The 13341-nt window shown below is 66.6% G+C and carries 11 protein-coding genes; 5 read left to right on the top strand and 6 right to left on the bottom strand.

What is annotated here, in order from left to right:
- The first annotated feature begins 171 nt into the window (after window positions 1-171).
- Window positions 172-1032 (top strand): phytanoyl-CoA dioxygenase family protein, encoded by an 861-nt coding sequence (locus MAY35_RS08000; RefSeq protein WP_238420475.1) that lies wholly within the window; start codon window positions 172-174, stop codon window positions 1030-1032.
- Window positions 1033-1087: 55 nt separating this feature from the next.
- Window positions 1088-2326, top strand: coding sequence for a CdaR family transcriptional regulator (locus MAY35_RS07995; RefSeq protein WP_238420473.1), 1239 nt, complete (start codon window positions 1088-1090; stop codon window positions 2324-2326).
- A gap of 27 nt (window positions 2327-2353) precedes the next feature.
- On the opposite strand, the gene MAY35_RS07990 is transcribed toward MAY35_RS07995, so the two are convergent.
- From MAY35_RS07990 to MAY35_RS07975, 4 genes are read right to left on the bottom strand one after another with little or no spacing between them, the layout of a single operon-like run.
- Complete coding sequence (locus tag MAY35_RS07990; RefSeq protein ID WP_238420471.1) at window positions 2354-3475, bottom strand: Zn-dependent alcohol dehydrogenase; 1122 nt, start codon at window positions 3473-3475, stop codon at window positions 2354-2356.
- A gap of 50 nt (window positions 3476-3525) precedes the next feature.
- Window positions 3526-4881, bottom strand: a complete 1356-nt coding sequence (locus MAY35_RS07985; RefSeq protein WP_238420469.1) for an NAD-dependent succinate-semialdehyde dehydrogenase — start codon at window positions 4879-4881, stop codon at window positions 3526-3528.
- Window positions 4882-4913: 32 nt separating this feature from the next.
- Window positions 4914-6440, bottom strand: coding sequence for a class I adenylate-forming enzyme family protein (locus MAY35_RS07980; RefSeq protein ID WP_238420467.1), 1527 nt, complete (start codon window positions 6438-6440; stop codon window positions 4914-4916).
- Window positions 6437-7591 (bottom strand): saccharopine dehydrogenase family protein, encoded by a 1155-nt coding sequence (locus MAY35_RS07975; RefSeq protein WP_238420465.1) that lies wholly within the window; start codon window positions 7589-7591, stop codon window positions 6437-6439. Before MAY35_RS07975 ends, MAY35_RS07980 begins: the two co-directional genes overlap by 4 nt.
- A 124-nt stretch (window positions 7592-7715) precedes the next feature.
- Here MAY35_RS07975 and MAY35_RS07970 point away from each other — a divergent pair, with 124 nt between their 5' ends.
- Complete coding sequence (locus tag MAY35_RS07970; protein WP_238420463.1) at window positions 7716-8339, top strand: TetR/AcrR family transcriptional regulator; 624 nt, start codon at window positions 7716-7718, stop codon at window positions 8337-8339.
- Window positions 8340-8487: 148 nt separating this feature from the next.
- Window positions 8488-9972 (top strand): APC family permease, encoded by a 1485-nt coding sequence (locus MAY35_RS07965; protein ID WP_238420461.1) that lies wholly within the window; start codon window positions 8488-8490, stop codon window positions 9970-9972.
- A gap of 2 nt (window positions 9973-9974) precedes the next feature.
- Here the strand turns inward: MAY35_RS07965 and MAY35_RS07960 are convergent, their stop codons facing one another.
- Window positions 9975-11801, bottom strand: a complete 1827-nt coding sequence (locus MAY35_RS07960; RefSeq protein WP_238420459.1) for an ABC transporter ATP-binding protein — start codon at window positions 11799-11801, stop codon at window positions 9975-9977.
- 170 nt (window positions 11802-11971) lie between these two features.
- Here MAY35_RS07960 and MAY35_RS07955 point away from each other — a divergent pair, with 170 nt between their 5' ends.
- Window positions 11972-12577: a TetR/AcrR family transcriptional regulator gene (locus tag MAY35_RS07955; protein WP_238420457.1), complete on the top strand. Its 606-nt coding sequence runs from the start codon at window positions 11972-11974 to the stop codon at window positions 12575-12577.
- A gap of 28 nt (window positions 12578-12605) precedes the next feature.
- Here MAY35_RS07955 and MAY35_RS07950 read toward each other — a convergent pair whose 3' ends face one another.
- A complete protein-coding gene (locus MAY35_RS07950) occupies window positions 12606-13328 on the bottom strand; it encodes an aspartate/glutamate racemase family protein (RefSeq protein ID WP_238420455.1) in 723 nt (240 codons plus the stop codon).
- Between the last annotated feature and the right edge of the window lie 13 nt (window positions 13329-13341).

Genomic DNA, 13341 nt, shown 5'->3' with positions numbered 1-13341 from the left:
TCCTCACACACTTCGCTCGCCCGTCGCCGCCGGCAGCGCACCGACCTGCGGGACCGGTGCACTCTGCACCGCGGCCACCCCGGAAACGCTGAAACATGCGGATGGGCAACGGGCCCGGAGATGTCGATAGTGAGACCTGCGCCACATTCGATCGGACAGACAGGAAGTGCCATGACCAGCCTCGACACCGCCATCCAGCGAGTCCCGAGTACGACACCCGCCGCCGACATCCTCGCTATCGTCGCGCGAGACGGAGGCGTCGTCATCGAAGGACTGCTGTCCCCTGAACAGGTCTCGCGCTTCAACGCCGAGATCGACCCCTCGGTCGCGGCCCTGGCACCGGGCAGCACACACGAGAACGAGATCGTGCAGGAGTTCCACGGCGTCAACACCAAGCGGTTGACCAACCTGGTCAACCGCAGTGACGTGTTCCGGGACGAGATCATCGACCTCGACCTGGTCCACGAACTGTGCGACGCGCGGTTCCTGGAAGAGTCGGGAACCTACTGGATGACCACCGCCCAGGTCATCGAAATCGGGCCCGGCAACCGTGCCCAGATGCTGCACCGAGACCTGGAGAACTGGTACCCCTTCGTCGGGATGGGACCGGCCGGACCCGAGATCACGTTGAACTTCCTCATCGCGCTGACCGATTTCACCGAGGAGAACGGGGCCACGCGGGTCATTCCGGGCAGCCACCTCTGGAGCGACTTCGAGGATCGCGGATCCCCGGAGCAGACGATTCCGGCGACGATGAAGCCCGGTGACGCACTGTTCATCAGCGGGAAGACCGTTCACGGCGGTGGTGCCAACGTCACCGCCGATCAATATCGGCGTGCGGTGTCGTTCGCGTTCAACCCCGGCTACCTCGTGGGCGAGGAGGCCTACCCCTTCCTCGTGTCGCGGGACGTGGCCGCCAGCCTGCCCGAGCGCGTGCAGCGCATTCTCGGCTTCCGTTCGCAGTACCCCCTCGGCTCGCCGGGACTCTGGCAGGTCGACTACGCCGAACTCGCCGACTACCTGGGCCTGTAGTCGAAGTCTGCCGGAATCACTGATGCCCGAGGCTCTCGCGAGGAGACTGGCTGGCATGACGACGCCGAATCAGCCGTGGCCCGACCCTTCCGAGTCGGTGTCACGGTTGATCCGCGAGCTGGCCGAGACACTGCTCGCCCGGTTGGACGAGGTCATCGCCGACGCGACCGCCGCGTCCATCGCGGAGCCCCAGTACCGGACGATCGCCGACGACCCGACACTCGCCGACGCAGACGCACGCCTGGTCGTGTCGCTCGTCAAGCACTGGGTGACGTCCAACATCACCGAACCGGGCAAGCGGGTGCGGCCACTCGGCGGGGCCGAGATGCGCACGTTCGCGCGCGATGTGGTGCTGCGCGGTCTCGTCGCCGACGATGTGGGCGCCTGGCGGTCGGTACAGCGCGTCTGCTGGAAATGGTGGCTGACAGCGTGTTTCGACGCCACCGACGATCCGGCGGAGCTCCGTGAACTGTGCGAGGTCTCGGGCAACACGCTGACCACGTTCACCGACGACGCGATGGCGGAGCTGAGCGAATATGTGCGGCGGATCTCCGACGAGCTCGCCGGCGGTTCTCAGTTGCAGCGATACGCCACGGTCGAGTTGCTGCTGCAGGGTGCGGACATCTCTACCGCGCATGCCGAGGGGCAGCTGGGATATGCGCTGACCGGATCACACCTCGGTGTGGTGGTCTGGGTCGATTCCGAGGACGACGTCGGCTCGCTCGACCGCGCTGCCGAACAGGTGATGCGGGCGTGTGGCGCCGATCGTCGTCTCACCGTGGTCGCCGGAACAGCGACGATGTGGCTCTGGATTCCGACGGCCGTCACGCCGTCGCCGGAGGCTGTTGCTGATCGACTCCGTGGACATCGGCACGTCCGCGTGGCACTCGGACGGCCGGCGCGAAGCGCGGCGGGCTTCCGCCGGACGCATATGGATGCCGCTGCAGCGCAGCGCCTTCTGGTCCGTCTGGATTCTCAGTTGACGGTGGTGCGCTACGAAGACGTCCATCTCATCGATCTCATCTCGGGAGACGTGGCCGCCGCCGACCGTTTCGTGGCAGATGTCCTCGGCGACTTCCTCGACGCGAGTCCCGTTCTCCATCGGACGGTGCTCGTCCATGTGGAGGAGGGCCTGAACCGGACCAGCACGGCCGAACGGTTGTACACCCACCGCAACACCATCGACCGCCGCCTGGCCCGGGTCGACGAGCTGCTCCCCACACCGTTCGCGCAGAACCCGACCGAGGTGGTCGTCGCGCTCACCCTGTTGAGGGTCCGGCGGGGCGGTGAGTGACCGTCGCACTCGGCCCCGCCGGATCGCTCAGTACGCGACCACCGTGCGAATCCCTTTGCCGTGCTTCATCTCCTCGAATCCGTCGTTGATCTCGTCGAGCCCGATCACGCCGGTCACCAGCGAGTCGAGGTCGATGCGTCGGTGCAGATAGTGGTCGACGAGAATCGGGAAATCGATATCGGGCCGGCTCGAGCCGTAATTGGACCCGACGAGTGACAGTTCCTGATCGGACATCACGAACGGGTCGATCGACACCCGGACACCATCTGCCACCTGCCCGGCGACGATCGCCCGGCCGCCACGCGCGAGCACGCCGTAGGCCGCCTCGATGGTCTGCGGCAGACCGATCGCCTCGACGGCGACCTCGACGCCCCGACCGTCCGTGATCTGTGCGATCCTCTCCCCGAGATCCTCGGTGGTCGTGTTGATCACCTCGTGGGCGCCGAACGCTCTGGCCTGTTCCAGCTTCTGATCACTGATGTCGGCGGCGATGATGCGGCGGGACCCGACGAGCCGAGCCCCCTGGACCGCGTTGAGGCCCACCCCGCCACACCCGATGACCAGTACCGTATCGGTCGGGCGGACGGCAGCGGTGTTCACGACCGCGCCGATCCCGGTGGTCACCGCGCAACCGACGAGCGCCGACTGCTCGAACGGCGCGGTCCGGTCGACGGCGACGGCCGCGGATCGGGGCAGCATGGCGTACTCCCCGAACGTCCCGAGACCGGCGAAACTGTGAACCGATTCTCCGTCCGCGGATGTGACCCTGGTACCGCCGTCGAAGGAGACGTGGTTGGCCGAGTGCTCGGCAGCTTTGTCGCACAACACCGGTCGACCGCTGACGCAATACCGGCATCGCCCGCACGAGGGAGTCCACGTCAACACCACGTGGTCACCCACATCGAGATCGGCGACGCCATCGCCGACCGCTTCGACGACGCCGGCACCTTCGTGTCCGAGGATCGTGGGTGTCGGGATGCCGTCCCACTCGCCGACGATCACGTGCAGGTCGCTGTGGCACAAGCCGCTCGCCTTCAACCGCACCAGCACCTCCCCGGGCGGCGGGGTGGCGGGGATCGACACCGTCTCGACGGTGAGCGGGGTGTTCGGCGCGCGGAAGACGGCGGCCTGGAACTCGATGGTGGTCATGGTTGTGCTTCCCTGTCTGGGTTCAGATGTCCGAATTGCTCTGTGACGCTTCAGGACCCGGCGATACGGATGAGTTTCTTGTTGGCGAACTCCTCGATTCCGAGGTTGCCGAGTTCGCGGCCGAAGCCCGAGCGTTTGACGCCGCCGAACGGCAGCTCGACGCCCTCGATGCCGACGCCGTTGACGAAGACCATCCCGGCCTCCAGCCGGTCGGCGACACGCATCGCCTGGATCGGGTCGGAGGTGAACACGTAGGAGCCGAGCCCGTAGGGCGTCGCGTTCGCGAGGTCGACCGCCTCGTCCTCGGAGCCCACCCGGTACACGGTCGCGACCGGGCCGAACAATTCCTGTGCCGCGGACGCCGACTGGGGGGCCACGCCGGTCAGAACGGCGGGCGGAAAGAACGCCCCGGATCGGGTGCGGGTGCGGACCAGGGTCGCCCCGTCGGCGACCGCGTCGGCAACCTGTCGCTCGAGCCGTTCGGCCGCGGCGACCGACGACAGCGGTGCCACTCCGTCGGTGTGGGCGAGCAGTCGCTCCGTGAACGCGGCGAGGAACTCCTCGTACAGATCGTCGACGACGATCATCCGCTTGGCGCCGTTGCACGCCTGGCCGGTGTTGTCCAGACGGGCCTGGACGGCGGCATCGACCGTGGCGTCGAGATCGTCGGTGGACAGCACGATGAACGGGTCCGACCCGCCCATCTCCAGCACCACCTTCTTCAGATGCCGGCCCGCTGTTTCGGCGATCTGCGCGCCCGCCCGCTCGGACCCGGTGAACGACACTCCCCGGACCCGCGGATCGGCGATGGCATCGGCGATCTGCTCGTGTGTGGCGTAGACGTTGACGTATGCGCCGGCAGGCAGCCCGGCGTCGGCGAAGATCCGTTCGATCGCGGCCGCCGACTCCGGACACTGAGGCGCGTGCTTGAGGACGATCGTGTTGCCGAGAACGAGGTTCGGACCGGCGAAGCGAGCGACCTGGTAGTAGGGGAAGTTCCACGGCATCACCCCCAGCAGGACTCCGATGGACTCGCGTCGGACGAGTGCGCTGCCGTCTCCGTCGAGGAGTTCGATCGGCTGGTCGGCCAGGAGGCGTTCCGCGTGGTCGGCGTAGTACTCGTAGATCGCAGCGCTGAAATCGATCTCGCCGACGCACTCCTCGAGCGGCTTACCCATTTCCCGATGAATGATCTCGGCCAGTTCGTCGCGGCGTCGCGTGTGCAGCGACGCGACCTCGCGGATGAGTTCGGCGCGCTGTGCCACGGTCGACGTTCTCGACCACTCCCGGTGGGCCTGCCATGCCGCGCCGAGGGCGGCGTCCATCTGTTGATCGCTTGCGGCCGGATAGGTCCGCAGCGTCTCGCCGGTCGCGGGGTCGGTGACCGCGTACGTCGGGTCGGTCATGATCGGATACTCCTCGATGTCGGCAGAGTGGGTTATCGGGTCAGTTCGGCTCGTAGGGTCCTGCGGTCGACCTTCCCGGACGCGTTCAGCGGGAGGGTGTCGCACACGATCCAGCGATCGGGAACGGCGTAGTCGGGCAACGATTCCCGTAGGTGAGACCGGATGGCGTCGGCGTCGAACACAACCCCGTCGCGGAGTTCGACAGCCGCGGCGATGCGCTCGCGCAGGATCTCGTCCGGATAGCCGAAGACGCACGCGGCCGCGATGCCGTCGTGCCCGGCGAGGTGCGACTCGACGAAGGCGGGCATGATCTTCTCGCCGCCGCGGTTGATCACGTCGTCGACCCGACCATGCAGCCAGAGGAGGCCGTCGGGGTCGATGTGTCCAACGTCCCCGGTCCGCAACCACGGCCCGGCGAACTTCTGCGCGGTCAACTCGGGTTGGTTCCAGTAGCCGAGCATGCGAGTCGGTCCCGACACCCAGACCTCACCCGTATCGCCCGGTTTAACATCGCGACCGTCTTCGACGACCCGCATCCGGACGCCGGGCAGCGGCCTGCCCGCGGATTCGGCTGCGGTCGAGGCGAGTTCGCTCGGAAGGACGGTACACACCGAGGTGAACTCGCTCAGTCCATAGGCATGTGCGAGCCGGAGGTGCGGCCATCGCCGGTGCAACTCGCGCACCCACGCCTCCGGGATGGCGCTGCCGCCGTACATGACGGTGCATACACCTGCGAAGACCGCATCGGCGTCGTGGTGGAGCATCAGCATGCGCAACATGCTGGGCACTGCGGCGAGGAAAGTGACCGGCCGAGCGACGAGTTCGGCGACGGCGGCGTCGGTGCGATACCGCCGCAGCAGCCTCGTGGTGGCTCCCGCGGCGATCATGTGCGCGAGCTGATCGGCGAATCCGGTGTTGTGGAAGATGGGGACGATGACGAGTGTGCTGTCGTCCGGACGGGTGCCGAAGTACTGCGCGAACCCGTGTCCGTACGCGGACAGGGACGATCGTGAGACCGTCGCGCCTTTCGGGGTTCCGGTGGTCCCGGAGGTGAAGCTGATGAGCGCGGGAGCATCATCGGCAACCTCATCGTGAAGGTCGTCCTGGAGGTCGCTCGTGTCGATCACCGGCGCATCGGCTGGTGCGCCGGCGCGTACCGAGGCGACGAGCGCGCCGAGTTCGACGCATGCCACCCCCTCGAGCGGCGGGATGTCCGAATCGGTATCGACCAGCACGAGCGCGGCGTCCACCGCACGGACCTGCTGCGCGATCTGCGCCGGCGCGAGCCGGGTGTTCATCGGCACGACGACGGCTTGCGCGCGTTCGCAGGCGAGAAACGCGACGACCCACTCCACGCTGTTCTCACCGAACAGTGCGACGCGGTCGCCGACGCCCACACCGCGGGAACGCAATTCACCGGCGAGTCGGGTCAGCGCGGCATCGAGTTCGGACCAGGTGACGGAGTCGCCCGCTGACTCCACGGCGATGGCGGTCGGGCGGTCCTCGGCCCAGGCGGAGACGGCACGCGACAGAGTCGGTCGGTTCGATCGGGCGGTCATTCCGGCACCGAGACGATCGACGATTGGATACCTGGGCCGAAACCACCCAGCTCGAGACCGATCCGCTCGTACTCGCCGAGCGCGAACTGCCATGGGAGCACCTCGGGTCCCCACGCGCCGGCGGGCGGGGGTTCGCGCAGTGCGGCGACGGCGGCGACGGCGGCGCCCAGACCCGTGCCGCGAGACATCGGCGCGTCGTCGACGACTGCCAGCGAGCCGAGGACTTCGGCGCCTGAACCGCCGAGCACCTGCACCAGCAACGCGGTCAGGGCCACGCCCTCATTTCCGCGCGATCCGGCGGAGTGCCTGGCCCACATCATCTTCCACAAGAACTCCGCGGGTTCGACGTCGTGCCCCGCGACGTCGATCGCGAGGTCGTGGTATCCGAAGCCGATGCGTCCGAGGGTGGAGAACGCGGCGTTGGCCCATGCCGGCCGCAGAGATCCCTTGCAGCTTGCGTTCCGCAGGTGCGGGTAGGTACGGGCGAGAGTGCGGGGTTCCGGGTGAGCGGTGTCGTAGGCCTCGATGCGGCCCAGCGGTTCCGGGAAGTCGAACTCGGCCGCGGTGGCCGGGACGAACCCCGGCGACTCGACCCACCGGCCGTCGGACCACACCGGGCAGGGGCTGACCGCCATGTGCAGCATGTGCCGCAGCGGCGCGAGTCCGCCGGGGTTGCGTTCGTGCGTCGCCCACACCACCTGGACACCGTCTGCATGCGGGTGCTCCTCCAGCAGGCGGGCGGCGCACCAGTTCGTCACGCCGGGAGACCAACCCGCGCCGGTGATCAGCGCGACACCGGCCGACTTCGCGGCCGCATCGAGGGCGAGGATGCTGTCGGTGGCCTCGAGGTCGTCACCGATGTCGATATAGGTGGTGCCGGACCGGAGGGCGTCCTGGGCCAGGCTTCCCGATCCGGCGAAGAACGGGCCGGACATGTTGAGGACGAGGTCGATCCCGGCGAGATCGACCTCCTCGGTCGAGACGTCGACGACCTGGCCGCTGACGCGCCGGGGATCGAGCGCTTCGGCGCGCGTGAGCGCCTCCGGCGCGCGGTCCATGGCCACGAAGCGCGCGTCGGGCAACTGCTCCAACAGAATTCGCAGGGCTGCGCCACCCATCTGACCGACCCCGACGATTGCCACTGACACCATTTCCAGCCTCCTCAAGCGAGCGAACGAATATTCGTTAAGCTAGCGCCTGAAGGGCCGTCGGTCAACGCCCCAGGTCGCTCGGTGACTGTCGGAAGCGTTCGGACATCGCGGTACTGTTGCGACCATGCCGTCGACCAGAGGTGCGGAACCCACCAGTCTCGACCGCGTCTTCGACCAGAGCATCGGGCGCGAACGAATTCTGGCGGCAGCTGTCACGATCGTCGCGACGCGCGGATTCGGTGCATGCACCGTGCGCGAGGTCGCCGAGGCCGCGGGCATCAAGGCGCCCGGCCTCTACAGCCACTTCCGCTCCAAGGAGGAGATCCTCACCGAGGCCGTCTCGCGGGTACTGGCCGACTTCACCGAGAACGCGGCCGCCGTCGGCGACGGCACACCGGAAGAAGAACTCCGCGACACCGTCCGTCGGCATGTTCTCTATCAGATCGAGAACGTGCATCTCGCCCGCGTGGCCGACATGCTCCTCGACACGGCGTCAGCCGGCGATTTCGTCTCGCATGAGGACTACGACCGACTACTCGAACAGCAGCGTGATTATCTGGAGTTGCTCGGTCGGCGAGTGGCGGCGTACGCACCGAAACTGCCTGCGCCTGAGGTGGACATCGTGACGATGGCAATCCTCGCCATGTGTGATCGCGTCGCCATCTGGTACGACGCCGACAGTGCGCTGACTCCCGATGACGTCGCGGAGCTGCACTGGCGCCTGGCACGCCGAATGCTCGCCGACTAGCGCGTATATCGCACCAAGTCATTGACACTCGTCTCGACCGGGGTTAACGTTGCCCCGCTCAAGCGAACGAATATTCGTTTCCCCTGCTTGAGTCTTTCGCTTCCGCCCCCCACCCGGCCCCCGCCGGTGTTCAGATGGGACACAACTGATGACTTCCGATGAGGACCGCGATCTCGAACGTTTCGGGTACGCACAGAAACTCGATCGTTCCGTCACCCCGTTCGCGAGTTTCTGTGTGGGATTCGCGCTGATCAGCGCCACCACTGCCGTCTACGCCGGATTCGGTTTCGGCGTCGACACGGTCGGCCCGATGTTCGTCTGGACCCTGCCCGTCGTCGTTGTGGTCTTCGCACTGTGGGCGATGATCGCCGCCGATCTGGCGGTGAAACTGCCGCTCGCGGGTTACGCGTATCAATGGACGAGTCGCCTGGTTCACCCGAACCTGGGATGGTTCACCGGGTTCATCGCGTTGATCGGGTTCATCTCCGGGTTCACCGGCGTCGCGTTCACGTTCGCGACCTACTTTGCCGGCCTCGTCGGGTGGGACGCCTCCACACCGCAGCTACTCGGGGTGACGGCAGGCGTGTTGCTGCTCTGCGTGTTGATCAACGTCTACGGCATCAGGCTCGCGACCGCGGTCAACAACATCGGGGTGATGCTCGAGATCTTCCTGACCGTCGGGATCACCGCTTTCGTCCTGATCTACGTGGTCCTGGTCAAGGAATCCGGGCAACCTCTGAGTTACCTTGCCTCGCATGGGAACACCGTTGACGCGACGTTCGTCTTCGCGTGGATGGTGTCCAGTCTCGGCGTCATGTTCGGATTGCTCGGCGTGGAGGCGCCCGCCGACATCGCCGAGGAGACCAAATCGGCGCGGCGCGTCATCCCCCGGACGATGTTCCTCGCACTCGGGACGGCCGCGGCGATCGAGTTCTTCATGTACATCACGTTTTTGCTGGCAACCGCCGACATCGGAGCGACCTCCGAATCCTCGGCGCCCATCCTGGAGATCATCTCCGCCCAGGTGTCGCCACAGTTCGCGAACTTCGTCGTCGCGATTGCGCTGACCAACATCCTGGTGTGCGTGCTCGCGAACATGCTCGTCGCCACCCGACTGCTGTACGCGATGGCCCGCGACAACATGGTCCCCTTCTCGCGGGCGCTCGGCTCCGTCTCGCCCAAGCACAAGATCCCGACGACCGCGGTGTGGGGATCGGCAGCTGTGTCAGGGTTCTTCCTGTTCACCGCCTTGTTCAGCGAGAAGGCGTTCTCCTACATCCTGGGCATGGCGACGATCGGATACGTCGGCGTGTACATCTTGACCACGGCCGGGATGATGGTCGCCGATCGTCGCGGAACGTTCCCGTCGTCCGAACCCGGCTTCTTCGACCTCGGACGTTTCCGGCGCCCCGTCCACATCGTCGGGTTGCTCTGCTTCTCGATCGTGATGGGCGCACTGGTCCTCCTACCGGATTTCCGACCCAACGTCGCTCCGCTCGCCGTCCTGCTGGTGCTGGGGTTCCTCTGGTGGGCCGTCGTCCTCCGCACACGCATCGCGGCCGGCACCGCTGGGCCGGGCGTGGGTCGGCTCGACCTCTCGGTAGCGTCGAGGCAGCCGAGTGAACACGGCTAGCATCAACTGATTCGCAGTGCCGCAACCAATTCGCGGTAGAGCTCGTCGCCTTTCAGCAGTTCGTGATGCGTACCGCGAGCACGAATGCGTCCGCGCTCCAGCACCACGATCTCGTCCGCGTCGATCACCGTCGACAAGCGGTGCGCGATCGTGATCACCGCGCTGCGTTGCGCCACTCTGCCGATCACCTCGTGGATGGCGGCCTCGGTGCGGCCGTCGAGCTGGGCAGTCGCCTCATCGAGAAGCAGTATGTCGGCGTCGCTGATCAGCGCACGGGCGAGCGCGAGTCGCTGACGTTCGCCGCCGGACAGCGTCGTGCTCATGGCGGGGGTGTCGAGACCCTGGGGGAGGGCTCGGACGCGCTCGTCGAGATGCACCGCAGCCAGCGAGTCGAACATCGCAAGGTCGTCGGCGCGCGGGTTCCCGAGGGCGAGATTGTCACGAACCGACCCGGGAACAACAGGTGTGTCCTGCTCGACGTAGGCGAACCGGGACCGCACCTCGTGGTAGGTCAGCTGTTCGTACGGCGTGCCGTCGAGAACGAGGTGCCCAGCGGAGGGATCGAGGAACCGGAGCATCAACGAGAAGATCGTCGTCTTGCCCGCACCCGAGGGGCCGACGATCGCCAGATGACCCCGGCGCGGCACGTCCAGATCGGCGTCGATCAGCACCGGCTTCGACGTCGCATCGTAGCGGGCCTCGACATCGACGAAACGCAACAGCGCGGATTCCTCGAAAACACCGCCTGCACTTCGACGTTCGGTCTTCACCTCGACCGTCCCAGGCGTTGCCGACGCGTGGTCTGATTCGACGCGAATGGATTCCAGCTCGCGAATTCGACCCGCCGCAGCGATGCCCGCCTGTAGTTGGGACATGTGCACGGTGAGTTCGGTGACCGGGTCGACGAGTTGGAAGGCGTACAGCAAGAACGCGACAAGGGTCGAGACGGCCAACGTTCCGTTCGACACCCGCCAGGCCCCGATGGCGAGAACCGCGATGACGGAGAGCTGGATTCCCGCGCCCGCCGTGGTCCACGCGACCGCTTCGGTCCGCACAGCGCGAATGCTGTGCCGCGCCGACACCTGCGCGTCGTACATCACCCGGTCGGCCTGGCTGCGCTCGGCGCCGTTCACCTTGATCGTCCGCAGTGCCCGAATACCGCCTTCGAGCCGCGCACCGAGATCGCCCAGCGCGTTCTGCGCTCCCTGTTGCGCACTCGCTATGCGCGGCATCAGGAACCCGACCACGCCGCCGACGCCGATGACCGCTGCCAGCGTGACGAGCAGGATGGGCCAGTCCAGCACCGCCATCAGCACGATCGAACCGACCAACGTTATCGAGCTGTTGACGATCTGGACGATGCTCGACGAGGACGCCTCTCGCAACAAGACGGTGTCCGAGGTGACACGGGTGACCAGTTCTCCGCCCGATCGCGTGCTGAGAGCGTCCACTCGCGCGCCGTAGATACGACGAATGAGCGAGGTCCGCGCGCCGAGCACCACCTTCTCCGCCATCGTCCCCAGGACCAGCTGTTGCCAGAATCCGAGCAGGGCACCGATCACCAGCAGGCCGAGCAGGATGACCACCGGTAGAACCATCGAGCCGTTCGCGCTCAAGCTGTCCAGCACCCATTTGATCGCCATCGGCGTGGCCAGCAGACTCCCGGTCGCGCCGAGCCCGAGCACCAGCCCGATGATCAGCGACGACCGGTGCGGCCGGACCAGACCCCACAGGACGCGAAGACGCGGCAGTGCGCCCTCGGGGTCAGGGCGTTCCTGACGGTCGTCAGCATGTGCCGCCACCGGCTCGTCGAAGTGTTGCGTCGTCACGGGTCGTCTCCAGTCTTTCGGTCGCAACCGGAATCGCAACCATCTATAACGACCTATAGTACCGACCAATCGGTCGGCAGTGACAAGCTGCGTGGTGGGTCACACGGGGTATCGTGACCTGGATCGCCTCAGGCCATCTCACTCACGCACATCGACCTCAGGAACGTTCAGTGACATCGCCAGCACCGACCACTCGAAACACCGAGCGAACTCGGCGGGCCATCCTGCAAGCCGCTGGAGAGTTGCTCGCCGAGCGCGGCCTCGCCACGTCTCTGTCCGAGATCGCCGCCGCTGCCGGCGTCTCGAAAAGCGGTCTCCTACACCACTTTCCCACCAGAGACAGCCTGTTTCTCGACGTGGTCACCGATTCCCTGGAACGCTTCCGCGCCGAGGTGCTCACCTTCGTCGACCTGTCGGAGAACCGGCCGGGAAAAGGTCTTCGAGCATACGTGCGTGCGCTGTGCGGAGGCAGCCGCGAAGCCATGAGGATCTACGCCTCGGAGTTCTGCGGCCCCGTCGATTCGATCCCCGGCGTGGCGCAAGCCCTCAACGAGGACAGCCGGGTGTGGCGCGAATTCTTCGGGCAAGACGGCTTGCATCCCGACCGGATACTGGTCGTCCAGCATGCGGTCGAGGGTTTCGCCGGTGCCGCCTACTACGACGACGCTTACACCGAGGAGACGATCGCGCACGCACGGGCTGTGTTCCTGGATCTCATCGACGCAGACTCTTGGCGACCCGAGGACGGCACCGCAACCCGCCGATACATGCCCTGACGCGCTGCCGCCACAGGCGCGACGACACTCAGATGCGGAACGGCCAGCCGGTGATCTTCTTCTCGCGCGGCGGGGCGTAGGTCCGCACCTTCGACGTCGAGAGTCCCATCCGGACAAGACCTTCGGCGATCGTGACCGCCGAGCGCACGCCGTCGACGATCGGGACGCCGGTTGCTTCGCGGACCTGCTCCTCGAGCTCGGCCATCCCGCCGCAGCCGAGGCAGATCACCTCGGCGTGATCGTCGGCCACGGCGCGCGTCGACTGTTCGACGATCGCCTTGACCGCACGCTCCGGGTCCGACTCCAGTTCCAGCACACCGAGTCCCGAGGCCCGGACCGATGCGCAGCGCTGATCGAGGCCGGCGAGCTTGAGCCGGTCTTCGATGAGCGGGACGGTCCGGTCCAGCGTCGTCACCACCGAGAAGCGGTGTCCCAGATACATCGCCGTCGACGCCGCCGCCTCGGTGATGTCGACGACGGGGACCTCGAGGAGTTCCTGCAGCCCCTCGCGGCCGTGCTCGCCGTATCCAGCCTGGATCACCGCGTCATACGGCTCGGAGTAGGCGAGGATCGCGTCCATCACCGCGATGGCGGCGAGATAGGACTCGAAGTTGCCCTCGCACGAGTCGGCGCCGAATCGTGGTGTGATGCCGACGATCTCGGTGCCCGGCGAGGCCACCGATCGAGCCGAATCGGCGATGGCCTCGGTCATCGACTCGGTGGTGTTCACGTTGGCGACGAGGATGCGCATCAGATCTTCTTCC

The sequence above is a fragment of the Gordonia sp. 'Campus' genome, from assembly GCF_022206305.1.
In the GTDB taxonomy this organism is placed as follows: domain Bacteria; phylum Actinomycetota; class Actinomycetes; order Mycobacteriales; family Mycobacteriaceae; genus Gordonia.
This window is presented reverse-complemented; position numbering and strand designations above follow the sequence as displayed.